The 25294-nt window shown below is 40.1% G+C and carries 25 protein-coding genes; 15 read left to right on the top strand and 10 right to left on the bottom strand.

All coding sequences use genetic code 11. From position 1 onward, the window contains the following. Nucleotides 1-40: 40 nt before the first annotated feature. Nucleotides 41-1381, bottom strand: coding sequence for a B12-binding domain-containing radical SAM protein (locus tag EHQ59_RS05690; RefSeq protein ID WP_135618290.1), 1341 nt, complete (start codon nt 1379-1381; stop codon nt 41-43). Nucleotides 1382-1387: 6 nt separating this feature from the next. Then, nucleotides 1388-1933, bottom strand: coding sequence for a YybH family protein (locus tag EHQ59_RS05685; RefSeq protein ID WP_244245403.1), 546 nt, complete (start codon nt 1931-1933; stop codon nt 1388-1390). A gap of 127 nt (nt 1934-2060) precedes the next feature. Here EHQ59_RS05685 and EHQ59_RS05680 point away from each other — a divergent pair, with 127 nt between their 5' ends. Then, the gene (locus EHQ59_RS05680; RefSeq protein WP_167481380.1) at nt 2061-2927 is read left to right on the top strand and encodes a fatty acid desaturase; all 867 of its coding nucleotides are present in this window, start codon (nt 2061-2063) and stop codon (nt 2925-2927) included. Here EHQ59_RS05680 and EHQ59_RS05675 read toward each other — a convergent pair. Beyond that, nucleotides 2865-3503: a phosphatase PAP2 family protein gene (locus EHQ59_RS05675; RefSeq protein WP_135618284.1), complete on the bottom strand. Its 639-nt coding sequence runs from the start codon at nt 3501-3503 to the stop codon at nt 2865-2867. The two genes, EHQ59_RS05680 and EHQ59_RS05675, sit on opposite strands and share 63 nt — an antisense overlap. A 74-nt stretch (nt 3504-3577) precedes the next feature. On the opposite strand from EHQ59_RS05675, the gene EHQ59_RS05670 reads away from it, so the two are divergent. Next, nucleotides 3578-4546: a hypothetical protein gene (locus tag EHQ59_RS05670; RefSeq protein WP_135618282.1), complete on the top strand. Its 969-nt coding sequence runs from the start codon at nt 3578-3580 to the stop codon at nt 4544-4546. Then, nucleotides 4543-5451 carry a Rieske 2Fe-2S domain-containing protein gene (locus EHQ59_RS05665; protein WP_167481379.1) on the top strand — a complete coding sequence of 303 codons (909 nt, stop codon included), beginning with the start codon at nt 4543-4545 and terminating at the stop codon, nt 5449-5451. Before EHQ59_RS05670 ends, EHQ59_RS05665 begins: the two co-directional genes overlap by 4 nt. Before the next feature lie 23 nt (nt 5452-5474). On the opposite strand, the gene EHQ59_RS05660 is transcribed toward EHQ59_RS05665, so the two are convergent. Continuing rightward, nucleotides 5475-5918 carry a hypothetical protein gene (locus EHQ59_RS05660; protein ID WP_244245402.1) on the bottom strand — a complete coding sequence of 148 codons (444 nt, stop codon included), beginning with the start codon at nt 5916-5918 and terminating at the stop codon, nt 5475-5477. Between the two features lie 286 nt (nt 5919-6204). Between EHQ59_RS05660 and EHQ59_RS05655 the strand changes: the two genes are divergently transcribed. Further along, entirely contained in the window at nt 6205-6591 is a 387-nt protein-coding gene (locus EHQ59_RS05655; protein WP_135618277.1) for a DoxX family membrane protein, read from the top strand. A gap of 10 nt (nt 6592-6601) precedes the next feature. Here EHQ59_RS05655 and EHQ59_RS05650 read toward each other — a convergent pair whose 3' ends face one another. Both EHQ59_RS05650 and EHQ59_RS05645 read right to left on the bottom strand, forming a co-directional pair. Continuing rightward, nucleotides 6602-8788 (bottom strand): bifunctional SulP family inorganic anion transporter/carbonic anhydrase, encoded by a 2187-nt coding sequence (locus tag EHQ59_RS05650; protein WP_135618276.1) that lies wholly within the window; start codon nt 8786-8788, stop codon nt 6602-6604. 104 nt (nt 8789-8892) lie between these two features. Further along, nucleotides 8893-9327: a hypothetical protein gene (locus EHQ59_RS05645; RefSeq protein WP_244245401.1), complete on the bottom strand. Its 435-nt coding sequence runs from the start codon at nt 9325-9327 to the stop codon at nt 8893-8895. 276 nt (nt 9328-9603) lie between these two features. On the opposite strand from EHQ59_RS05645, the gene EHQ59_RS05640 reads away from it, so the two are divergent. The 3 genes from EHQ59_RS05640 to EHQ59_RS05630 are packed head-to-tail and all read left to right on the top strand — an operon-like array spanning nt 9604 to nt 12977. Continuing rightward, nucleotides 9604-10293 carry a succinate dehydrogenase cytochrome b subunit gene (locus tag EHQ59_RS05640; RefSeq protein WP_135618274.1) on the top strand — a complete coding sequence of 230 codons (690 nt, stop codon included), beginning with the start codon at nt 9604-9606 and terminating at the stop codon, nt 10291-10293. 18 nt (nt 10294-10311) lie between these two features. Next, nucleotides 10312-12237, top strand: coding sequence for a fumarate reductase/succinate dehydrogenase flavoprotein subunit (locus EHQ59_RS05635; RefSeq protein ID WP_135618272.1), 1926 nt, complete (start codon nt 10312-10314; stop codon nt 12235-12237). 8 nt (nt 12238-12245) lie between these two features. After that, a complete protein-coding gene (locus tag EHQ59_RS05630; protein ID WP_167481378.1) occupies nt 12246-12977 on the top strand; it encodes a succinate dehydrogenase/fumarate reductase iron-sulfur subunit in 732 nt (243 codons plus the stop codon). A gap of 61 nt (nt 12978-13038) precedes the next feature. Here the strand turns inward: EHQ59_RS05630 and EHQ59_RS05625 are convergent, their stop codons facing one another. From EHQ59_RS05625 to lepA, 4 genes are all read right to left on the bottom strand, one after another. Next, entirely contained in the window at nt 13039-13869 is an 831-nt protein-coding gene (locus EHQ59_RS05625; protein WP_135618268.1) for a hypothetical protein, read from the bottom strand. Between the two features lie 22 nt (nt 13870-13891). Further along, the gene (locus tag EHQ59_RS05620; protein ID WP_135618266.1) at nt 13892-14875 is read right to left on the bottom strand and encodes a glycosyltransferase family 2 protein; all 984 of its coding nucleotides are present in this window, start codon (nt 14873-14875) and stop codon (nt 13892-13894) included. After that, nucleotides 14875-15933 carry a 1-aminocyclopropane-1-carboxylate deaminase gene (locus EHQ59_RS05615; RefSeq protein WP_244245400.1) on the bottom strand — a complete coding sequence of 353 codons (1059 nt, stop codon included), beginning with the start codon at nt 15931-15933 and terminating at the stop codon, nt 14875-14877. The genes EHQ59_RS05620 and EHQ59_RS05615 overlap by 1 nt, the downstream gene beginning before the upstream one ends. A 124-nt stretch (nt 15934-16057) precedes the next feature. After that, nucleotides 16058-17863 carry a translation elongation factor 4 gene (gene lepA / locus EHQ59_RS05610; protein ID WP_135618262.1) on the bottom strand — a complete coding sequence of 602 codons (1806 nt, stop codon included), beginning with the start codon at nt 17861-17863 and terminating at the stop codon, nt 16058-16060. Between the two features lie 122 nt (nt 17864-17985). On the opposite strand from lepA, the gene eno reads away from it, so the two are divergent. From eno to EHQ59_RS05570, 8 genes are read left to right on the top strand one after another with little or no spacing between them, the layout of a single operon-like run. Then, on the top strand, nt 17986-19287 hold the full coding sequence (gene eno / locus EHQ59_RS05605) for a phosphopyruvate hydratase (RefSeq protein ID WP_135618260.1): 1302 nt from the start codon (nt 17986-17988) through the stop codon (nt 19285-19287). A 1-nt stretch (nt 19288) separates the two neighbouring features. Further along, nucleotides 19289-19753 (top strand): FtsB family cell division protein, encoded by a 465-nt coding sequence (locus EHQ59_RS05600; protein ID WP_135618258.1) that lies wholly within the window; start codon nt 19289-19291, stop codon nt 19751-19753. A gap of 1 nt (nt 19754) precedes the next feature. Next, complete coding sequence (locus tag EHQ59_RS05595; protein ID WP_012388690.1) at nt 19755-20363, top strand: ClpP family protease; 609 nt, start codon at nt 19755-19757, stop codon at nt 20361-20363. Continuing rightward, on the top strand, nt 20350-21369 hold the full coding sequence (locus EHQ59_RS05590; protein WP_135618256.1) for a YheT family hydrolase: 1020 nt from the start codon (nt 20350-20352) through the stop codon (nt 21367-21369). The genes EHQ59_RS05595 and EHQ59_RS05590 overlap by 14 nt, the downstream gene beginning before the upstream one ends. Before the next feature lie 28 nt (nt 21370-21397). Next, nucleotides 21398-22783: a TldD/PmbA family protein gene (locus EHQ59_RS05585; RefSeq protein WP_135618254.1), complete on the top strand. Its 1386-nt coding sequence runs from the start codon at nt 21398-21400 to the stop codon at nt 22781-22783. Next, nucleotides 22783-24162 (top strand): TldD/PmbA family protein, encoded by a 1380-nt coding sequence (locus tag EHQ59_RS05580; protein WP_135618253.1) that lies wholly within the window; start codon nt 22783-22785, stop codon nt 24160-24162. The genes EHQ59_RS05585 and EHQ59_RS05580 overlap by 1 nt, the downstream gene beginning before the upstream one ends. Nucleotides 24163-24164: 2 nt before the next feature. After that, complete coding sequence (locus tag EHQ59_RS05575) at nt 24165-24698, top strand: DUF4416 family protein (RefSeq protein WP_135618251.1); 534 nt, start codon at nt 24165-24167, stop codon at nt 24696-24698. Further along, nucleotides 24673-25263, top strand: a complete 591-nt coding sequence (locus EHQ59_RS05570; protein WP_244245399.1) for a hypothetical protein — start codon at nt 24673-24675, stop codon at nt 25261-25263. The genes EHQ59_RS05575 and EHQ59_RS05570 overlap by 26 nt, the downstream gene beginning before the upstream one ends. The last annotated feature ends 31 nt before the right edge of the window (nt 25264-25294 follow it).

Below are 25294 nucleotides of genomic sequence, written 5' to 3'. Positions count from 1 at the left end.
CCAGGAATTCTTCCTATACAGGGATGAACGATCGTTAACCTCAAACAATTCCCCCTCGGCAGGTATAAAATCTAGATAGATTATGCGCATAATATCTGTAAGCTGAGTTTGCTGCAAGAACTATCGGAAAAATCATTGTGAAATTTCCCATCACTCTTTTTCCAATTCCTTTCCAAGAATACACTTCTTTCCATACCCTTTCATGTCCGAATTGTAATTCTTCGACACTCATTTTATTCGGTTGGAACACTACATGTTGTCCATCATAACGACTCCAATCCTTGGAGATGATTCGATTTTCCTTTTCCAATCGATTGTACAATCCAGTTCCTGGAAATGGAGTTAGGATCGAAAACCTAGGAAGCCCAATTTTATTTTCAATGACAAAGTCTCTTACTGCGTCAAAGCTCTCTGTGCCATCATCATCATTTCCAAATACAAATGTGCCATTGATGATAATCCCGGCTCTTCTCAGTTTACGAATTAACTCCGCATATCCATCTGGATCATTAAATGACTTTTTCGTAGATTTTAAAGTGGTTTTGGATATACTTTCAAAACCAATGAGAAGCCCCTTGCAACCACTTCTCACAAGCAGATCAAATAGTTCGTCGTCTCTTCCAATGAGTGTAGTGGATAAACCTACCCAATAAATCTTTAAAGGAATTAAGGCACGAAAGAGTTCTTTCGCATAATCCTTGTCAGCGATTAAATTTAAATCGTAAAACAAAACTTGTTTCGTTTTACGTTGTTTGATATCTTCGATGACATGTTCGATCGGTTTTTGGTAAGGTTTCCTTCCCCATGCTACTGGTACCACACAAAATTCACAACTGTGGATACAACCTCTTGTTGCTTCGAATGTATTGAGTGTTTTATACCCTTTTTGATCTAACATATCTCTTCTAGGAAACGGTAAAAGTTCCTTTTTTTCCAAACTAAAGGATGGTGACATGGAATAATGTTCTTTTAATTTGCCTTCTTTGAAGTCATATAAAAGTTCTGGCCAAGTTTCTTCCGCATAACCTGTGACAATCGAATTTGCATGTCGTTTTGCTTCCTCGGGTAATAAGGTAATATGAGGACCACCAAGGACTACCGTTTTTCCCTCTTGTTTAAATTTCGCAGTCAACTCATAACTTCTAGGTGCACTTCCTGTGATGACAGTCATCCCTACTAAATCTGCTTCAATACGACTAGGAAGGTCTTCAATGCCTTCGTCGTAGATTTTGATTTCGGCTTCCAAGTCTTTGGGGACCAAGGCAGCTAATGTGGTTAAGGTGAGTGGGGCTGCCCGGAGGTCCTTTTGGAAAATGCCTGTTCGATGGCGATAAAGTGGACCTTTGGGGGAAATGAGAGCGATTTGGAATGGCTTTGCCAAAAGAGATTATCCTTTTTTGGAAAACAATCGAGTGGAGAGAAATCCCAAAAGCAATCCAAGGAGAAACGTGAAAGAAGCAACCCAATACATACTATTTTTTGCAGCAGTTAAAAGTGGATTGTCGAATAAATTCATGGATACATGGGCTGAAGCAATCATCCATTTGCCTTTCTCTTTCACTAAAGTTGCTGTCCATCTGCTTTTGGAATGGAAGGAAATACCTTCAGTTAGTTCGAAAAAATCGTCTGAACCACCAAACGAAATCCCAACTGTTCCTCCTCCGTACAGAATTGTTAGTTCATCTACTGAAATCGTGGTTCCAAATTTGTTTACGATTTTGTTAGGTCCATCTAACATTCGTTTCAGATAATTCGCAACTCCTTCTGGGCCACGAACCGCTTCCGCATTGGCAAAGGTCACCACAGCGTTCGGATGGATGAAGGGAAGGATTTTTGAGATGTCTTTTTCCTTCAAAGCGTCTTCCAATTCAATTTTGAATTTTCTCAATTCATTGTGAACCTGGTCTTCTGCAAAAATTTGGGTATGGAGCATGAAAAGGAATGGAAAAAGGAATAAAATTCTGAGAAGTTTCATACGGACTTTAGAGAGGATCAGTATTAAATCATTTGTCAAGATAAGAAATTGGATTCCTGGAAGATTAAATTTTTTCATACAAGGATTGATTTACTTTTTCGTTTTTGTTTGTTTATACTACACGAAGGAATCTCCCTTCCATTGGATTTCGGTTGTATCACATGTATCTGTATCCTTTCTCCTCCTAACTAATTATGCACTTCTTCATGAAGCTTCTCATGGAAATTACCACAAAGACAAACTTCTGAATGATTTTGGTGGAGTCCTCAGTGGATTTTTGTTTCCCATTTCCTATACGTTGGTCCGTGTTACTCATTCGAAACACCATGCTTGCAATCGCACTCAATATGAATCCTTTGATCTCATTTCTCCGAAAGACAACCGTCTCATCAAATTTCTCCAATGGTATTCCATTTTACTCGGTTTATTTTGGCCCAGCGCGATTCTTGGAAATTTACTTGTAGCAATTTTCCCGAATGCGAGGCATTGGAAACTCTTTCAGAATCGGATGAGTACAAAACTGATGTTAGAGGATCTTCAGACATCCGATATTCCGAAAATACGACTGGAAACATTCATCAATTTAGTAGGATGGGGACTCATCCTTTCCTCTGGTTTTTTGAATCCCTATGGAATTGGAATCCTTTATGGATCCTTTGCTTTCAATTGGTCAACACGGCAATATATCACACATGCTTTTTCCGAAAGAAAAGTGGTGGAAGGAGCCTTTAACCTAACCACATCAAGTTGGCATGAAAAAATTTTATTATATGGAAATTGGGACAGAGAACACCATGAATTTCCCGAATGCCCTTGGATTTTTTTGCCCACTCTTGGAAAAAGGAGAAACGTAAGTCGAATGTATGGGAAACAATATATGAGAATGTGGTTAGGTCCTGTTTCTTCGGAAGAGCCACCACCTCTTCCTCTTCCCGTACATCGTCAGTTTTAAAACCATTTCCGTTAAACACAAACCACCTAAGATATCGATGAGATGATGTTGGTGGGTAAACAAAACGGAGCCTAGAAGTAAAAAAAACCAAATCAAAAAGATCCATGTTTCAATGAAATTTGTTTTTGGTAAAACAATTCGGAGTATGAGAAAGGAATACGCTACATGTAAGGAAGGAAATAAATTATGTGGATATTCCAAAGAATACAGGACTTCGTAAAGAAACGGAACACTAGAAATGATTTCTTGTTTAGGGTAACCAAGTCGCATCGGGAAAAAGTAAAAACAAAGGGAAGCAAGGATGGTAATCCAAGCAAAACAAAATGATAAAAAACGGTATTTCTTTTTGTTTAGATAAAAGAGAGGGAGTAAAAACATTCCATTAATGGAAAAATAAATCAAAATCCAAGTGGGATAAAATGGAATTTCTTTTTCGATTTCTAAATACAGTTCTAAGTGATGTTCTTCTAGGGAAGCCAAGTAATTGGTAGATCCATACAGGAAAACAAATAGTAAACTTAACCAAACGAAGTGGATCGAATAAGAAATAATCTGATTCTGATTCGGTTTTTTCATAAAATAAGATTTACTTCTCAAATTTTTTTGGTTCTAATCTCTTGACGAATCCTTTTTGATTCCGCTCATCCATTATGTCTTTGATTCGATTTTTGCAAAAAGAAATTCCATCCATGGTTTTGGATGAAACCGATTTATTTTTAAAAGCGAAATCTATTTTACCTCACCTCAAATACAAAGATATAACGGAATCACATATAACAGAAGTACACAATACTGATGGAATTGATTTAGCGACTGCTTTTTTATATGATGTAGTTCGCAATCGTTCCCCACATCCTTCCTTCTATGAGAAGTTTGAATCCTTTGTCCCGGAATCGGGTAAGTTTGGAAAAATCAAAGGAAAAGTCCTTGTGGTACCTGCTGGTTTATATGAAGAACTTCCTGAATATGCAGGAGATGGTTCCCTTGTTTTGGCAATTGCAAAGAAATTTGGACTCAATACGTTGAAAATCCCTGTTCTCAGCAAAGGCAAAATCAGTGAAAATGTAAACATCATTAAGGAATGTATCGAAAAGGAAAAAGAGCCATTGTATGTATTTTCCTTTAGTAAAGGAAGTTCAGACTTTCGAGTTTTTTTAGAATCGTATCCCGAACTTACCAAAAAGGTTCAATTATGGGTATCCATCTGTGGTATTCATCGCGGTTTACATTTAGTAGAACGTTTTGTTTCCAATTCTAAATTAAAAACTTTTTTTAGCAAATCGTTGTTAAACGTTGTTGGGATTCCGATTGAATTCGTTTCTGATTTTTCTCTAGGTTCAAGGTTTTTGAGTTTACCATTTGCACTTCCGAAACAGATTCCAACTGTATCTGTTGTAGGATTTCCGATCGAAGCTCATTTAAAAGGTACCATTCGATTGCGGTATCAGTATCTATCCCAATTTGGTCCCAATGATGGATTTACTCTTTTAAAGGATGCGATGATCCCTGGATCCAAAATCATTCCTGTTTGGGGTGCTGATCATTATTTTCGGACACCAAAAGTATCCAATATTCTCCACCAATTATTTCATGCCTTACAGAAAGGTTGGTTGTTTTGAAAGAAGTTTGGTATTTGGTCGGAGAATCAAATGAGATTACGAAATCTGAAATCGTTTCCTTCTTAACGGATAAACAAGAAATTGTTCTCTTTCGAAATTCAGAAAATGAAGTCATTGCATTTGATGCGCACTGTTCTCATTTAGGAGCCAATCTAAAATCAGGAAGATTGTCGACAGAAGGAATCATCTGTCCCTTACACCAAATTTGTTTTCAAAGTAACGGAAAATCCAAACCTTCCCCGTTTGGTCAGTATGAACAAAAAAAGTTTAAAACAAAGGAACGTTTTGGTTCTGTTTTCGTATACATCGGGGAGGAACCTGAACCTGTATTTCCTGATTTCTCCCTCATTCCAGAAAACAAACAGATGTTTGAAACGTTTCGAACACAAAAGGTAATGGCAACCCAAGATGCGATTTTGGTCAATGCGTTTGATCCCTACCATTTGGAGTTTGTTCATAAAAGAAAACTCATGGGAAGTCCGACTCTCCATTGGGACAAAAAGAATCGTATCTTAGAATTTCTATATACTTCCCAAGTCATAGGGTACAAACTTTCGGATTGCATCATGAAGTGGATTTCAAAAAACCAAATTCAGGTGAGAATTCGTTCGTTTAACGGGCATTTGTTTGCAATCGAATCTGATTTAGGGAAAGTGAAAAGCCAACTCTTATTATCACTCAATCCCTTCCCCACTTACACCTTGGTTTCGGGTATCCTTGTGCAAAAAAAAACATTTCCTGTGTTTAATTTCCTTCGGATGAAATTGGCTGGATTTTTATTTCGTAGGTTTTTACTGGCAGATCTAAAACCCTTAGAAGGGATGAAACTCCAAATGGATCATTTGAAACAAGATTCTTATTTTCGTGTCATCGCAGATTGCCTTGAGAGTATGAAAAAAGAGTAAAACTTAAATTTCTTTCCCTGCCATTATCTTTGAAACATATTGCGACTTTCATTTTCGTTTCCCTTCGCTTGTAAGGTGAAGATTTGATTCAGTCCTTCTTCTAAAGCGGAATGGAGGCTACCTGCGATTTTTCCTTCTGATTCACCATCTTCAGGACTAAACGGAATCTGATGGATTTCGATTGGCAAAGAATGTCCGAGGATCCGCACCGTTTCTCCAGATGGTTTTACTAATAAAAATTCGACGATCGAGGAAAATGTAGCATATTTGAATTTAGTTGTTCCTTCTTCAAATACAACTGTCCGATTCACCTGGATTCGATTGAGAACAATGGAATTGGGTTCCAAGGGATCTTTTGTTTGTTTTTCCGTTAGGGATTGGTTTGCAAAGGTCTCTGCAACCAAACTGGAGAATGATTGGACGGCAAATTGCCCAATGGAAATTTGCAAACTCGGTCCTACTTTCAAGAATTGATGGGTGAGTTCTGATTGGTATTGGAAAGAATAAGAATTTGGTTTTTGGGAAACGAGATGGCCTTCGCTCTTTTTGTTTTCTAAGAAAGAGCAAGAAACTAAGAATAGAAAAACAAAAAAGAATGAAATTGAAATTCTATTTTTCATGGCGTCATACTACCAATGTCGCCAATCAAAGAATTTATTGCAGTTTTTTTGAAAAATGAACTCAAGGAGAACCCATCCATTCGACATCGGAAGAGATTGACGCCAATTGAGTGGAAAGAGAAAAAGGAAGGTTATGAAAGTACTTTACCACACAGTTCGGATTTTACTTGGGGCTTTGTTTCTTTTTTCCTCCATTGCGGTTTTGTTCAACTTAGTACAAGAACCAGAATTGACGGGAAATATGAAAACATTCAACGATGGGATTAAGGCATCTGGGTATCTCATCACCTTACTCAAAATAACGGAACTAGTTTGTGCCATTGCCTTATTAACAGGACGTTTTGTACCCCTTGCTTCAGTGATTCTTGCTCCAATTGTGGTCAATATCTTTTTTGTACACCTAATGATTGCAAATGACGGTCTGCCAGTTGGTATTTTTGTTTTGGTCGCAAATGCGTTTCTCGGGTTTTACCATCGGTCTGCCTTTAAACCATTATTTGTTCCAGTTTACAAAGGATAAAAATGACTTTTCATTCGGTTTTTGTGAACGCAGGAACCGATTCTAAAAAGACCACTTCCCCAGAGGAAGTATCATAAAATGCGGGGACAATTTTATATTCCCCCAACTCTACTTTTTCTTTCAAAAAAGAACTTGTTTCTAAGATTTCATGGATTGAGTTCATCACATTTGCCTTCACAACATGATTGAAAATATGTTCGTTTCCTTGTTTCATTTTCTGTTCAATGGAATCGGTATCATCAATGGCTTTTTGGATTTTGTTTGTGATGCTTGCAATGTTTCCATCTTTCAATGCATAAATGGCACTGGAGACAGCCCCACAATTGGAATGACCAAGGACTACGATGAGTTTAGTTCCAATTTTGGCGCAGGATAATTCCAAACTTCCTAAAATCTCTTGGTTCACAATATTTCCTGCAATTCGAATGGAGATGATATCACCAAGTCCTGCATCAAAAATAATCTCTGGGCTTGTCCTAGAATCAATACAAGAAAGTACGACAGCAATTGGGTTTTGACCAAAGGCAGTGGCATTCACTTGGTGTTTGAAATATTTCTCTGACCACTTTCCTTTTCGAAACCGTTCGTTCCCTCGTTTTAAAAATTCTAGAATGTCATCAGGAGTTAATTTCTGTTGTGCGTCTTTGTCTAAAATATTCACAAATTGTATCTGGTCACTCAGCTCATAATTCTCTTTGACACCTACCAAATTCAATTGGATGTTTTTTTCGACTGAGACAACGGATTTGAATTCTTCTAAGATTTCCAAGATATCATGATCGATAAAATTACAGTTTGTGGCATCCACAATCACTTTGGCACTTTCTGGCAAAGACCATAAGGTATCTTTGATGGATGCTTTGTTTAAAAACGAAACTTGGTTGGGAAGTTCAATGCGAATGGTTTCCCCAATTTTTAGGTTTTCGGTTTGGACAGAAAATGGATTTTTGTAATTATTTTTTAAGATAAACAAAAAACTGATACATAAACCAATGATCACTCCCGTGAGTAAATCGGTAAAGATGATGGCAAGGATGGTGGTGATAAAAGGTAAAAATTGATAAAAACCTTTTTTGTAAATTGATTGGTAAACTGCAATATTGGTGAGTTTAAATCCTGTTACAATCAGAATCACAGCAAGTGAAGACAACGGAATGTGGTTAAACAAGGAACTAAAAAAAACAACACTTGAGCCAAGTAAAACTCCATGAAATATCGTAGATATTTTTGTTTTTGCTCCCGCATAGATATTGACCGAACTTCTTACGATGACAGAAGTGATGGGTAAACCACCAATGAGGCCCGATAGAGTATTTCCAATTCCTTGGGCAACGAGTTCTCTGTTAGGCGATGCTAGACGTTTGTGCGGATCAATTCGTTCAACCGCATCCAAATTGAGTAAAGTTTCCAAAGTGGCAAACGCAGCAATCGTAAATGCATAATACCATACATAAGAATCAGTGATTTTGGAAAAATTCGGAAATACAAAAATGGTTTCCCAATCCTGAATGTTGGGAATGGAAACCAAATGTTTTTCTGAAAGATAAATTCCCGGGAAATAGATTTGGAAACATTGATTCAGTAACATTCCCACCAAAATCACAAGGATGGGAGAAGGAATGAATTTTAATCCCTTCCATTTGATTCTGTCGTAAGTTACCATTAACAAAAGAGAGGCGGATGCAATGATGACAGCACCCCAGGAAAAGTATTTGCTAATATTCAATAATTCGGAAAATGTATTTTCTCCGTCTCTTTGGAAAAAGATGAAATCCTCTTCAGGATCAATATCAAATCCTACTGCGTGAGGAATTTGTTTTAAAATCAGAATGATCCCAATCGAAGCAAGTAGTCCTTGGATCACATTGGATGGAATATAATTGGCGATGAATCCGGCGCGAAGAAAACCAAAACCTATTTGGATGAGACCAGATAAAAAAACAGCAAGTAAAAAACTGCGATAGTCCCCGAGAGTGACTAAAGCGGCAATGACCAAGGTAACAAGACCTGCGGCAGGACCACTCACACTGGTACTAGAGTGACTTATGAGTCCAACAACAATACCTCCAATTACACCTGAGATCACACCGGATAATAAAGGAGTTCCGCTGGCTAAAGCTACTCCCAAACAAAGGGGAAGAGCCACTAAAAATACAACGAGTCCAGAAGGAATGTCTTGTCGGAGATTGGAAAACATATAAGTCAGGAAAAAATAATGGAGGTGGAACTAGCTGTCAACACGAATGAAAGAGTATGTCTTTTGAAATGTATCATTTTGTACGGAAAAAATAAAAAATGGATTCACAACCAGAGAATGACATCGTTCAAATCATCTTCATCAATGACATGACGCACTTCATCTTCTGTGGTAAAGGAAATGGATTGCACATGAATGGAATTCCATAATTGACTATAAGCAAATGGGCCAACCAAACATTTGTGAATCGAATGGGGTTGGATTTTTTTTCGAATGGAACAAATCAGTTCTGGAGTTTTACTTTCTTCTGGAATCAAAATTTGACGATTCCCGTCACTGGCAAAAAATAAAATTTGGAATTTCGAAATGGGAATCTTTGTTAGGTTTTCTGTTTTGATGAAGAGTTGTAACTCTTTTTTGTCCCTGTTATGCCTTGGTTGGATGGACACAAGAATGGGCAATCCAACGCCACGTAAATAGTCCTTTCTTTCCTCAACATTTGTTTTCGGACGGGAACTGCCACAAGATAAGAGGAACAAACAGATCCATACAAAATGGAAACAGAAGAAAATTGTGGGTATGAGAGGTGGAAAGATTCTCTTCCTTGGTATGATCTGCAAACTGAAGTAATGATTTCCTTTCCAGGAATGGACTCAATCCCTTTTTACCCCCAAATTGCTCTAATACTTATTGAGAAACAAACTCAAAATCTCATTTTGATCCTCTTAAGATTTATGAATTTACGGAAAGTGGAATCTGTCTAAATCTGGACGTAATAGAAAAATTTACACCTATACTCTAACAGGAGCTCTTCAATGACGTTGAGTCTAGACTTCTTTCGATCCTCAATTGGAAAGAAGATCATAATGGCCATTACCGGATTTATCTGGTTTGGATTCGTGATCCTTCACATGGTCGGAAACCTTCAAGTTTTCCAAGGACCAGAAAAATTAAACACCTATGCAAAGTTTCTTAAAGATTTAGGACCCCTTCTTTGGGTAGCGCGGATTGGACTCATCGTGGCTTTTTTCGGACACGTTTGCACTGCCATCCTCCTAAAACTAGAAAACAGCTCTGCTAGACCCGTCTCTTATGCAAAGAATACAACCATTCAAGCATCGTTTGCATCTCGCACGATGGCTTATAGTGGGTTATTACTTTTAACGTTTCTTGTTTACCATTTAGCACATTTCACTTTAGGGTATACAAACCCTGACCACTACACTCACGAATACATTCTGAAGAATGGTGATGTAGTGCATGATGTGTATGCTATGGTCATCCTCGGATTCCAAGACCCAACGATAGCAATCAGTTATATTGTGTTTATGGTATTTTTGGCCTTACACTTTTCCCATGCTTTGGGTTCGATGTTACAAACACTTGGAATCCTTGCCCCAAAACACAATCCCGCAATTCAAAAAATTTCCACAGGACTAGGACTCCTCGTTTTTGTTGGAAATTGTTCCATGCCACTCTCGATTTTACTCGGGTATGTTCGCTAAGGGGATTCAGGAGAGAATATGAAATTAGATTCAAAGATACCATCAGGCCCATTAGAACAAAAATGGGACAAACACAAACAAGACATCAAATTAGTCAATCCAGCTAACAAACGTAAGTACAAAGTGATCATCGTAGGAACTGGTCTTGCTGGTGCTTCCGCTGCAGCAACTCTTTCCGAACTTGGTTACCAAGTATCTGTATTTTGTTTCCAAGATAGCCCAAGAAGAGCTCACTCGATCGCGGCACAAGGTGGAATCAATGCGGCAAAGAACTACCAAAACGACGGTGACTCTGTTTACAGATTGTTTTACGACACTGTAAAAGGTGGGGACTTCCGTGCAAGAGAAGCAAACGTATATCGTTTGGCACAAGTATCTACAAACATCATTGACCAATGTGTGGCTCAAGGTGTTCCGTTTGCTCGTGAATATGGTGGAACACTCGCCAACCGTTCGTTTGGTGGGGCGCAAGTTTCTCGTACGTTTTATGCAAAAGGCCAAACAGGTCAACAATTACTCCTTGGTGCCTACTCTGCTCTAGAAAAACAAATCTCTCGTGGTGCAGTGAAAATGTATCCAAGAACAGAGATGTTGGAACTCGTGTTAGTGGATGGCCATGCGAAAGGAATTGTTGTTCGTGACTTAGTAACAGGTGAGATTTCTTCTCATGCAGGGGATGCCGTGATTTTGGCTTCTGGTGGATACGGAAACGTATTTTACCTTTCTACCAATGCAAAAGGATCCAATGTAACAGCAACTTACCGTGCTTACAAAAAAGGGGCAGCATTTGCAAACCCTTGTTACACTCAAATCCACCCTACTTGTATCCCACAATCGGGAGACTACCAATCAAAACTCACTCTCATGTCGGAATCACTCCGAAATGACGGACGTGTTTGGGTTCCTAAGAAAAAAGATGACCTTCGCCTTCCTCACGAAATCCCAGAGGAAGAAAGAGATTATTACTTAGAAAGAAAATATCCTTCATACGGGAACTTAGCACCTCGTGATATCTCATCTCGTTCTGCAAAAGAAGCCTGTGACAATGGTCTCGGTGTAGGCCCAAAAGTTGGGGACAAACGCCTTGGTGTGTATTTGGATTTTTCTGATTCCATCAAACGATTGGGTGAAAACGTCGTTGCTGACCGTTACGACAACCTCTTCCAAATGTATGAGCGCATCACGGGAGAGAACCCATACAAAGTGCCAATGCGAATTTACCCTGCGGTTCACTATACTATGGGTGGTCTTTGGGTAGATTATAACCTCATGTCCAATATTCCTGGTCTTCATGTCCTTGGGGAAGCAAACTTCTCTGACCATGGTGCCAACCGTTTAGGTGCATCGGCTCTGATGCAAGGTCTTGCAGATGGATACTTTGTGATCCCTTACACCATTGGTGATTATTTTGCCAAAGAAGGTGCTAAAAACATTTCCACAGACCGCCCTGAATTCAAAGAAGCTGAAGCACGTGTACGTGAGATGACCAACAAATTCCTCTCCATCAACGGGAAAAAAACACCTGATGATTTCCACAGAGCTCTTGGAAAAATCATGTGGGACCAATGTGGTATGGCAAGAAACGAAAAAGGCCTTAAAGATGCTTTGAAAAAAATCCCTGAACTCCGTGAAGAATTCTGGAAAAATGTAAAAGTAGCAGGGTCTGGTTCGGAACTCAACCAAGAACTAGAAAAAGCAGGTCGTGTTGCTGACTTCTTAGAATTTGGTGAACTAATGTGTCTCGATGCACTGACAAGAGAAGAATCTTGTGGGGGTCACTTCCGCGAAGAACACCAAACAGAAGATGGCGAAGCAAAACGTAACGATGATAAATTCTGCCACGTATCCGCTTGGGAATACCAAGGAGAAGGAAAAACTCCAGTAGAACACCGAGAAAAACTCGAATACGAAAACATCCACTTAGCCGTAAGGAGCTACAAATAATGGATTCAATGAAGTTACACCTTAAAGTTTGGAGACAAAAAGACAAAAACGATAAAGGTCGTATGGTCAGTTACGAAGCAAACAATGTAAACGAACATATGTCCTTTTTGGAAATGCTTGATGTTGTGAACGACGACCTCATCAAAAAGGGAGATGATCCCATTGCTTTCGACCACGACTGCCGCGAAGGAATTTGTGGGTCTTGTTCGATGGTGATCAACGGTGTTCCTCATGGTCCAGAAAAAGGAACCACTACTTGCCAATTGCATATGCGTAAGTTCAAAGATGGTGATACTGTTGTCATCGAACCTTGGCGTGCCAAAGCCTTCCCTGTCACAAAAGACCTCGTGGTAGACAGATCGGCATTTGACCGCATCATCCAAGCGGGTGGTTATGTGAATGTAAACACAGGGGGAGCTCCAGACGGAAACGCACTTCCGATTCCAAAAGTAGATGCGGATCTTGCGATGGACGCGGCAACTTGTATTGGTTGTGGGGCCTGTGTTGCTGCCTGTAAAAATGCATCGGCTATGTTATTTGTTTCGGCAAAGGTTTCTCACTTGGCTCTTTTACCACAAGGTGTGGTGGAGAAAAAAGAACGAGTTCGTAAAATGGTGAAGGCAATGGACAAAGAAGGATTTGGAAATTGTACAAACCAATACGAATGTGAAGCTGCTTGTCCAAAAGAAATTTCGGTCAATTTCATCACTCGTCTCAATAAGGAATACATTTCGAGCTAAAACTCTTGCTGTTTCCTTTGTTAATTGGAAAAACCCGGATTTTGTCCGGGTTTTTTTATGCCTAAATCTGAAAGAGTTTGTTATTTGTTTTCTGAAAGGCTTTCATTGTTTCCATTTCCTTTAAAAACAATCTGAATACAAATTCGGCTCTTTGTTTCTCTTCCCCTTTCAATTGGGATAGAAAAGTGGAAGATTTGGATTTGATTTCTTCTGCTACAGGGAAGTTTTTTTGGATTAATGCCAATTGGCCTTTTGTGAGAATTGCATAAAACTTTTCCAAGGGATGGCGATTTTCATCCTTTAAAATGGTCTCGAGAAGTGGTGCCACCAATTCATCGTTATTTGGGTCTTCGTCCATCAAATATAAATTTGCTAAACTTAATAGTTTTCCTTCTTCTTTGTATTCGTTTGCTCTTTTGTCTGAATACAAATCTTCAAAATAAACAAATCGATTTGCCTTTACTTGGCAGATGGTCGCTAACTGTTTTTGTAAATCACTCGTATCAATTTTGTTTTTTTCTACATTAAAATTAGTGACCACAAGAAAGAGTAAATCCCCTTCTTTTTCTATATAACGAAATCCAATGATGAGTTCTTCCTCTTTCTCAAACCCTGGCAAATAAATTTGGTTTGGGTGTTCTTTGGAGGCATGGGTGATCATAAAGTCCACAATCGCTTCCATTTCACTCGGAGAAAAATCGAGGTTTAGATGCCGAAAGATTCTTACCTCCAAAATATGGCTGAGGTAATAAGGATTGGTTTGGGTGGGATGAGGAACATTATTGACGGAGACACGAAATCGAATGTCATGCCCTTGGTTTTCGTCCGAAGTGAGAGGCAGGGAAAAGAATATAAAACACAAAGAGAGAAAAACAGGCAAAATACGTTTCATAGAACCTCAAAAAATGGTTCCATTAGAATAAACGGTCATCTAACAAAGTCAACAATTCCTTTTGGTGAATGGGTTTGTTTTCCAAAAAGAGAGATCGGTAGTGGTATAAAAATTGAACTTCTTTCCCACGTTTCTCTCGTCCTTGGATTAAGGTGTCCAATCGATTCAAAATGGCATCACGCAATAGAAGTTTGGGGTTTCGGTCTTCTTTGTTTTCTTCCTGGTTTTCTGGATTCCATTCTTTCAATTTTCCCGAATTCCAATTCAATTCGTTTGCAGTAGACAGTAAGGAATACAGTCGAAATCGTTCGATGGCTTGGAACTGGTTTGACAACTGGTCATCATGTCCCCCGTAACGGACTAAGAGGTTTTCGTCTAGTAATCCAATGGAGTATCCTCTGAGTAGGATACGATTCCATAAATCATAGTCTTCACAAGTTCTCATTTCTTCCCGAAAAAATCCAATCGACTCCCAGGTTTGTTTATGTGCCATAAAACTGGAACAAGTGACCATACAGATTGAGAGAGATTCTTTTAAAAATCGACCTGAAAGTTTTTGGTATTTTCCTTTTGGCTCCTGAAGATTTCCTTTTTTGTTCCAAACTTCTTTCGTTTGGGAGAATAAAAATTCAGGATGGTCTTTGTGAAATTGGATCTGCCGTTTTAGTTTTTCTGGATACCATTCATCATCGGAATCGAGTAAAGCGATCCACTCTCCCCTAGACTTCTCAATTCCAAAATTTCGAGTCGCACTCACTCCCCTATGTTCTGTTTGGTGGAGTTGGATTGATTTTTCATATCTGCCAAAGGATTGGATTTGTCGTTTCCAACTAGGAAGATAAGACAAAAGATACGACCAAGTATCATCTGTGGAACCATCATCGATGATATGAAGTTCCCAATGCGGATAGTTTTGCTGAAGAACGGATAGTATTGCACGTTCAATCAAGTGACGTCTGTTATGCGTCGGAATGAGGATGGAAACAAGGGGAAGGTTTGGGGTCATCAGGGCAAAACCCTCGTCTTTGGAAACACCAAGTCCAAATGTTGGATTTGTCCGCCTTGGTGGAGGTAAAAAATGGGAATTCCTGAATCATATACCATTCTTTCGTTTTGTATTTTGAGAAAATGGAAAAGAGTTTTGGCACTATACATGGATTCGAGTATTATCTCGTTCTTCTGATAAAACTCAAAGATCCAATCCTTGTAATGGTTTTGCCCTTTTCCAAAACCCATCCCTTTCTGAGCTTCCTGATACGGATTCTCTTTTTGGTTTCTCTCAGTTTCCCCAATCGTTAAGTAAGAAGAAGGCAATTTCCCTTCCACTTCCATTACATTCTCTTCTGGGATGGGAACAGGTTGCAAACCTAGTTTCATTTGTAATTTCTTGGTTCTAGAGAGCCAAGAGTCTTTTTTTTCTCCGATCATCACTCCTTGGACACGGACCTGAGAGTTTCGAAAGTAATCATACGCAGAAAGAAAACTCACTCCGGAACCGATTTCCAAAACTAGGATGGCCTGTGGTTCATTTGGAGATGTTTTGTATTCCGAATCTTTCAGTAGTGATTGGATTTTAGTCTCCAGGTTTGACCATAATTGTTTCAGACCGAGAATTTGGTTTGGGTGCACACCAAATTCGGGTAATACAAGTCCTGCAAATCGGGAACTCATTTGCACAAAAGCCTCGAGGGCAAGTTTACGATTCGCATAACAATGAAAGGAGTGTGAATGAGATTGCACCAAACGTTCATTATAAGTCTTTAAGTGTGGATCTTTGGAGTATCCAATGGTTGTCACAAAAAATCCAAGGGAACGAAAGATCGTGGAAAAACTTGCCAAGTAATTCCCATGTACGGCCCCCCAAAGAAGGATCTCTTTTACCGCTTTCTCTTTTGCATTTTCCTGAATCCCGAAAGCCTTACGCCATTTGGTTCCGAATCCCAAGGGAAGCAAGTCGTCACGGATCATAAAAAAATTGGGAAATTCTGGAAGGTTTGCCAACCGAAGAGGAAGTTCTGGAAAACGATCTGGAAATTTTGGTTGATGACTAGATTTTGCTTCCATCTGTATTCCACTAGAACTTCGTTAGGCGAATGGGAAGGAGGGATTGTATTGAGGTCATTTCGAATTGGTAGAAATAAAATCCCAAACATTTGCCTAGAGAGACCATAGGCAAACTGAAGAAAGATTAATCTCCCGTTTTGAGAATGGACAAAAAGGCTTCTTGTGGGATTTCCACGTTTCCGATTTGTTTCATTCTCTTTTTTCCTTCTTTTTGTTTTTCGAGGAGTTTTTTCTTACGAGAGATATCACCACCGTAACATTTTGCGGTTACGTTTTTGCGTAGTGCTGAAATACTTTCCCGAGCTACCACTTTGGAACCGATGGCAGCTTGGAGTGGAATCATAAATTGGTGTCTTGGGATGAGGTCTTTTAGTTTTTCAATGATGACCCTTCCCCTTTCTTCCGCTTTTGTTTTATGGACAATGGAAGAAAGTGCATCCACTGGTTCCCCATTCACAAGGATATCCATCCGAACGAGTTTCGAATCCCGGTAACCCACTTCTTCATAATCTAAGGAAGCATATCCTTTGGTATAGGACTTAAGTTTGTCATAAAATTCAAAGATCAGTTCTGCCAAAGGAAGTTCGTAGGTGAGTTGCAATTTGTCTTTGGATAAATACACGGTATCCATATGGATCCCACGTTTTTCAATCACGAGAGACATGATATTTCCCACGTAGGATTCAGGGGCAATGATGGTTGCTTTGACAAAGGGTTCTTCTGATTTTCCAATGAGAATGGGGTCTGGCCATTTACTTGGGTTATCCACTTCGATTACATCGTCTTTGGTTGTGGTTATGCGAAATTTTACTGATGGTGCCGTTGTGATGAGGGCAAGGTTAAATTCCCTTTCCAAACGTTCTTGAACGATCTCCATATGAAGGAGTCCAAGATACCCTACACGAAATCCAAATCCTAGGGCCGCTGAATTTTCTCTTTCAAAGGTGAGAGCAGAGTCGTTTAACTTTAGTTTTTCGATGGCATCCACAAGGGCGTCAAAATCTTCCCCGTTGATCGGAAACAGTCCCGCAAATACCATGGGTTTTGCGTCCTTAAATCCTTTTACGTCTTCCTCTGTTTGGCGATTAGCATGAGTGATGGTATCTCCCGTTTTGGCGTCACCCATCTTTTTCATCCCAGCGACAACATACCCTACGTCTCCCGCTTGGAGTTCTTCGCAAGCCACCATGGAAAGCCTATTGATCCCCACTTCTGTGACCGTAAATTGACGGCCAATGTTCATCATGTGGATCATTTCCCCTTTGCGGAGTTTTCCGTCGTATAATCGAACTTTTGCGACAACACCCATATAGGTATCAAAAAAGGAATCGTAAATAAGAGCTTTGAGTGGAGCATCCACATCCCCAGCCGGCGGTGGCAGAAGGTAACAAATGGCTTCGAGTACTTCTTGTACATTGAGACCTGTTTTTGCGGAGATAGGAATTGCTTCTTCTGGGTTTAAACCGAGAGACTCTTCGATCATGAGTTTACATTTATCAATGTCTGCAGAAGGAAGATCTATTTTATTGATGACGGGGATGATGCGAAGGTCTAAGTCCATCGCGAGGTATAGGTTCGCAAGAGTTTGAGCTTCTACCCCTTGGCTTGCATCCACAATGAGAAGGACCCCTTCACAGGCGGCGAGAGAACGAGACACTTCGTACGTAAAATCTACGTGGCCCGGAGTATCAATTAAATTCAGGTGATAAATATTTCCGTCTTTGGCGTGGTAATCGAAGGAAGCATTGTTTGCTTTGATCGTGATCCCACGTTCCCTCTCGATGTCCATGGAATCGAGGATTTGGTCTTTTTTCGTACGTTGGTCCGTTACAAGACCAATCTCAAGCAAACGATCCGCCAGAGTGGACTTTCCATGGTCGACATGGGCGATGATGGAAAAATTGCGGGTGAATTTTTGGCGTTCGTTCACGGTTCCCTCTTCTTTTTAAGTCATTTTCCTGGAACGAGGCTCTTTGTCGAAAAAGTTTATTGTCAGAGGCTTAAATTTCCTAAGACTGGGAGGAAATTATCCCTTAGGAGAAACAATACCCGATGTCCCAAAAAGATAGCATTCGTTCCGTCAAAGCCCGTGAAATTATGGATTCCAGAGGAAATCCAACCGTTGAAGTGGATGTCACTTTGGAAGACGGTTCGTTTGGTCGCGCGGCGGTTCCGTCTGGGGCTTCCACTGGGGAACACGAAGCTGTGGAACTTCGTGACGGTGATAAAAAAAGATACTCCGGAAAAGGAGTTCTCAAAGCGGTTGATAACGTAAATTCTAAAATTTCTAAATCCATTCTTGGCCTCTCGGCAACCAACCAACTCCTCGTTGATGGAACCATGATCTCACTAGATGGAACTGCCAATAAATCTAAGTTAGGCGCAAACGCCATTTTGGGTGTGTCGATGGCAGTGGCAAAAGCTGCGGCGACTCACGCAGGTCTTCCTCTTTACCGTTATATTGGTGGAACGTTTGCTCGTGAACTTCCTGTTCCCATGATGAACATCATCAACGGTGGTGCTCATGCGGATAACAACATCGACTTCCAAGAGTTTATGATCCTACCAGTGTCTGCTCCGAACTTTCGTGAGGCACTTCGGATGGGTGCAGAAGTCTTCCATAGCTTAAAAACCGTATTAAAAGGAAAAGGTCTGAACACTGCTGTGGGTGATGAAGGTGGATTTGCTCCAAACCTTACAAGCAATAGTGAAGCGATCGAAGTGATCCTAACTGCGATCGAAAAAGCGGGGTACAAACCAGACCTCGACATCAAAATTGGTCTCGATTGTGCAGCTTCTGAGTTTTATGATGAGAAAAAGAAAAAGTATGTTCTCAAAGCCGAAAAAAAACCAGAGAAGACTGCCGAAGAACTCGTAGAATACTACTCAAATTTAGTGTCCAAGTATCCGATCATTACTATGGAAGACGGTCTGGATGAAAACGATTGGACAGGCTGGAAAAAACTTTCCGAAAAACTGGGGAAAAAGATCCAACTTGTGGGGGATGATTTGTTCGTAACCAATATCACAAAGCTCTCTAAAGGGATCGAAAAAGGGATTGGTAACTCCATTCTCATCAAAGTGAACCAAATTGGATCTCTCACAGAAACCCTCAGTGCGATTGAAATGGCAAAAAAAGCGCAGTATACAGCAGTTGTTTCTCACAGATCCGGAGAAACAGAAGATGCAACGATTTCCCATATCGCCGTTGCCACAAACTCAGGACAGATCAAAACTGGGTCCCTAAGCCGAACGGACAGAATTGCAAAATACAACGAACTCCTTCGCATCGAAGAAGAACTTGGAAAAAATGCAACTTACAGTGGAGTAAATACGTTTTACAACCTGAGATAATATGACAGCAACCAAAGCCTCTCTTCTCTTAACCTATGTTTGTGCTTGTCTCTACCTCGGACTTTTGTCCGAGTCAGGGATTGCGGAACGTATGCGTTTGGAAAAAGAACTCACGAATCTAAATGCAGAAGTAGAGAGGTTAGTTGTTGAGAATCAGGGACTTGAAGAAAAGGAAAGACGTCTGAAAAATGATGCCTATGCCTTGGAACAAGAGGCACGTAAATACTATTTACTCTCCGAAACCGCTCATGTTCTAAAATTTGAAGAATTTCCAGAGAGAACCGTTGCCAAACCAAAGGTTCTCCCGTCTTCGATTCGAGCTGCAGGCTTTGGAGGAGAGTGGAAAGAACCCCCACTCTTTTTATTACGTTTCTTTTTTATTTCTTTCAGTGTTTTCCTGATTCTAGGTGTGTACTACAAGCTGAAACGCTTGCCTCATACGTCTAACCAGAAAAGACTGAACTAATATGCCAGAAGAAGAAACACCAGAAAAAGAAATCACCGAAACCATCCAAGACCTCATTAGCGACAAAAACATGGGAAAGAAGTTCCTGGAAAAACGGAAAATCTTTCTCTGGGGTCCTGTCACTGATGAATCCTCAAAAGAACTTACTGCCAAGTTGATGTACCTAGAAATGGTAGATCCTGGAAAACCAATTACGTTTTATATCAATAGCCCTGGTGGTGTTGTTACCTCCGGACTAGTTGTATACGATACCATGCAAATGATTTCCTCTCCAGTACACACTGTGTGTATGGGTATGGCTGCGTCTATGGGATCAATTCTCCTCATTGGTGGCAAAAAAGGAAACCGTTACATTTGGCCTAATGGTCGAGTGATGATCCACCAACCTTCCATCGGTGGACAAATCCAAGCTCCTGCTACGGATTTACTCATCCATGCACAGGACATTGTGAAAACCAAAGAAAAATTGAATCAGATGTTAGCGGACGCTTGTGGAAAATCCTACGAACAATTGGTGGAAGACACTGATCGCGATTATTATATGGATGCAGAACAAGCACTTGCTTATGGCATCGTGGATAAAATCGTAAACACAATTGACGTCGTCTAACAAAGAATTTAAACCTAGAAGATTTTTAGAAGGTCGTCACCTTCAAACTGTCTACAATGTACTGTTTCCTCCAGACAATGCTTTGGAGGATGAGTATTATTCCGAGAGTATCCTCATTCCCACAAACGATGGGTCTGGGGATCTTTTGTGGCTTGAACACAATCCTCCACTTTCCGTTGTCCGAAAAAAAGTTTCTCCTTGGAATGGATCTTACATCATGTTAGTGCATGGTATGGAGGGAAGTTCCGAATCCCATTATATGGTCAGTGTGGGTAAAGAAGCACTTAATCGTGGTTATGGTGTGATACGGATGAATTTAAGAAACTGTGGTCGTGGTTTGGGACTTGCCAAGAAGCCTTATAACGCAGGTCAGTCGGAAGACATTGGAGTTGTCTTAAAATACATTCATAATCATTTTACAAAATCCATTTTCGTTTCAGGGTTTTCTTTATCTGCCAATATGGTATTGAAGTTTTTCGGTGAAAAACGAGAACATTATGCGAAAGCATTTACGGCGACTTCCCCTCCCTTGGATTTAAAACGCAGTTGTGATTTTATCGATTCACGAGCTGGTAATTTTTATAGAGATCATTTTTTAGAGACCATGAAGGAAAAAGTTGCTTCTGGAATTTATGACATCACTGTAAAACGAAAAGAACAAGTACTTCGCAGTAAGTCCTTCTTTGACTTTGATGATTTTTTTACAGCACCAGTTTCTGGTTATGCGAATGTTCTAGAATACTACAATATATGTTCCAGTGTGAAGTATTTATCGGGAATTAAAATTCCTGGCCTCATTGTCCATGCGGACGATGACCCTGTTGTGCCATCAGAAGTGTGGCATGAAATTCGTTGGAAATCATTACCCATGTTACAAACAGTTCTCACCGAAAAAGGGGGACATGTTGGGTTTATCAGTGATCCATCTCCAGAAAATCCCGAAGGGAGATGGTTACCGAAGATCCTACTCGATTTTTTTGATTCCAAAATCAAATCTCATTTTTAAACTACAATAGAATTCAGGACGGTGTGTGATGCGTGACCTATTAAAAGAATGTTTATCAGAAGAATCTGGATTTGTTGAATTACGTTACCATCACAAAGAAAGTCGTTCCTTTTTTGCAGAACGTGGGCGTGTGGAATCTACGGCCCTTCGCAAACGAACGGGTGTTGGCGTTCGAGTGTTAGAATCAGGTACTTGGGGTTTTGCCTCTACCAGTGAAATCTCCAAAGCATCCATCCAAAATGCCATTCAAATCGCAAAAAAAGCAGCAAGGCTCTCCTCTGCTCTTCGCAAAGACAAAATCCCAAATTTACCCAAAGCAAATTTTGCCGTCGGTGATTTTATTGGGAAAGGGATCGAAGACTTTCGTTCTCGTTCCGTGGATGAAAAACTAAAGATGGTTCTTGATATCCAAAATGAAGCGGCAAAACAATCCAGCAAACTCCAGTCAGTTGGGTGTGGGTATTCTGAAATTTATGAAGAAAAAGCCATTGTCACGACAGACGGGGCAGATAGTTTTTTTAGTTTGGTTCGGCCAGAGTTTCGTGTGTCCGCTGTTGCCAAAGACGAAGGAAAATTAGAATCTGGTTCTCATTCGATAGGAGTGACTGGTGGATGGGATTGTCTCTTCCGAAGCCAAACTGCCTCTCAAATTTCAGAAGAGGCTTGTAAGACAGCTGTGGATTTACTCTCGAGTGAATTACCGGATGGTGGACTTTCGACTGTGATTCTTTCTCCTTCGATTGTAGGCCTACTGGTTCACGAAGCCATTGGACATACCGTGGAAGCAGACTTCGTACTCTCTGGCTCTGTGGCACAAGGAAAAATTGGCCACCGCGTTGGCTCCGACTTGGTGACGTTATGCGACTCAGGGTCTTCCGAATTTTATGAAGGAGCTGGTGGAACCATCCCTGTGGATGATGAAGGAGTCATTCCGAGTAATACAGTCATCATCAAAAATGGAATCCTTACCTCTTACCTTCACAATAGGGAAACCGCCGAACGATTTGGTGTGGCACCGACGGGTTCTGCGAGAGCTTGGGAATACGGTGATGTACCACTCATCCGCATGAGAAATACATTTTTACTTCCTGGAAATTCGAGTTTGGATGAGATGATCGCTAGTACCAAAGATGGGTATTATTTAGATGGTGCCAAAAACGGCCAAGCGGATGCGACGGGAGAATTTATGTTTGCCGTTCAAAAAGCCTATCGCATCCAAAATGGAAAAATTACTCACCTATTGAAAGGGGTAACTGTTTCTGGTCTTGCCTTTGATGTTTTACAAAATGTAGATATGGTCTCTAAAGAATTTAAATGGGATTTGGGATCGGGTCATTGCGGGAAAGGACAACCTGCGAAGGTGGATGCAGGTGGCCCATATATTCGCACAAAAGTATTGTTAGGTGGAAAATAATGGATCGTGGAACGATTGAAAAACGCTTAAACGACCAAAAAGATTTACTCACCAATTTAATTTCGAAAGCAAAATCCAATGGGATGGAACAAGTAGAAATTTATTCCAGTTATGGATATTCGGAAGATGTAAGTTTAGAAAAAAATGATCTAAACAATTGTACAGCCACAGAAGAAAATATGTTTGGAATCCGAGTGGTCCATGAAGGAAACCAGGGATTTCTCATTTCCAACCACATCCCGAGTTTGTATACATCCATTGAAGAAGCATACCAATTGGCCAAAAGCCAATCAACACCAGATGTCGATTTAGTTTTACCAGAAGCGAGAACGATTACAAATCATTTTGATACCTATGACACAACACTTGATTTCATGGGAATCGAAGATTTAGTTGGTTATGCGAAAGAGGCTCTCGGTTGGCGAAGTGATCTTTATGATAAAGTCAATATTGACTCAGGGGATTTTTCGCTTAGCAAAGGTTATAAACTCATTGTTTCTTCCAAAGGTGTGATGGCTCATGAACTGGGTGCGGAACTCTCAGCATCTGTGATGGGAATGGGTGTGGATGGCGATCTAGTTGGAAGTTTCGATTATGATTCTGCCAGTGGTTTCACAAAAGACCAGTTCCAATCCTTGTGGAAAAAAGCCTTCCATGAGTTTGGAAACAAATGTATGGGTGCCTTATATGCAAAACCCACTTCTGGTTTTCAAGGAAAAGTGCTTCTCCCTCCGGATGCAGTGTATTCCTTTTTCCTTGGTCTTTTTATTGGTTCCTTAAACGGAACAAGTCTACGCAAAGGCAAATCGAAAATGGCAGGAAAACTGGGAGAAAAAGTAGCCTCTACCCTTCTCTCGATTTGGGATGATCCTACTAACAAGGCTTATATGGGATCCACTGGATTTGACCGGGAGGGTATGCCAACTTCCAAGAAAAATGTTCTTACCGATGGAGTTTTGGAATCTTATTTTTACAATACCTATGAAGCAAAAAAAGCGGGTCTTAAGGAATCCAATGGCTCAGCCACTGGTGGCGCCCAAAGCCTACCCGGTTGTGGTCCCAAACAATTACAAATAGCACCTGGCAGTTCTTCGAAGGATGAGTTTTTCAAACTCCCAGGAAAAACACTTTTTGTGAACCGAATCTCTGGAACAAAAGATGGAGCCTCGGGGGATTTTTCTGGAGTTGTGAAAGGTGGTTATCTTTTAGAGGCAGGGGAAAAAATTCCTGTCCGTGAGGTGCAAATTGTTGGGAATGCCTTTGATGCCTTACACCAAATTGAAGCCATCTCTAAAGAAGGGGAACTTTTAGGAGAATCTTCTTTTGTTCCTTATATGTTACTCGATGGTTTTACGATCACTGGGGTCACTGAAGACTAACAATGCCACAAGAGATTTTAGAAAGACCACAAGGAGTTTCTTTTTTTCTGATCGTTTCGTATGAGAATGAAGATACTTTTTTTGAACTAAAGTCTATAGCTGAAAAACGATTTTCTAAAGTTTTATACGAATCATTGCTTTTGCCTAAATGGGTCGCAGATGAAACCGAAAGAGAGTTTGCCTATCCTGGAAGGTATACCAAGGTTTTATCCTTCAAACAAAGAATCCATAGAGAAGAAATTGTTGAGAAAAAAAAGGATTGTTTGGAATTCCAAACCTTGTTACAAAAAAAAGATCTAAGTGCTCTGCTCATTCCTGGATATGTCACTTCGCATAACATAGTCATTGCGAAATCAAAAGATGATTTTCATCGGATGTATTTGTTCCAAGGGGTTTACGCCGAAACTGTTTATCATTTTTCCAGAGGGCAACTTTTACCTCTTCCTTCTACCCAAAGTTATTTCAAAGAAAGAGAAGTGATATATTTTTTTAATACCTTACGAGAATCGTATGAATTCAATAAATTCAAATCTTAAACATTTGTTTGGGTTCGTGAGTCGATGGTCCATCGCTCTATTCTGGGTCTTTTCTATTTTTCTGAGTGTTCATTGCAAAACCAAAGATGAAGTGAGTTTTCAATTCTGCGATAATTTTAACGATGCCCTCGAATGTACGGAACCGAAAACGGAAAACGATATCGTTTTTTTAGAGAAAACCAAATTTCAAAAAGAAAATCCAAGTTATGAAGATTTTGGAAATTTTTTATACTTCACAGCCAGAGAAACACCTGGGATTCGTTTGGAGTTTGCCAAGTCTTGGAATGGATTGTCATCGGATGCCTTTAAGTTAGAGTATCATGCGTATCTCCTCTATGGAAGTTCCAAAGAACGAATGGAAGGGAACGTGTTTCAGCCGAACGTCCTAATTTCCTTTCATTACCTGGGTGCTCTCTTAAAAGAAGAATTTCGACACACAGGAATCGCAGACAAACCTTTCCAAATCGAAAGTTTGGGAGAGATCCCATTAACCTATCTTGTCAAAGTTCCGGGACATACTCCCATCACCAAACAAAGAATTGTTCGATTGCAGTGGAAACCATAAACATAAGTTCAATTTCTTGACTGTCAAAAAC

This window comes from Leptospira kemamanensis (assembly GCF_004769665.1).
Classification (GTDB): Bacteria; Spirochaetota; Leptospiria; order Leptospirales; family Leptospiraceae; genus Leptospira_A; species Leptospira_A kemamanensis.
This window is presented reverse-complemented; position numbering and strand designations above follow the sequence as displayed.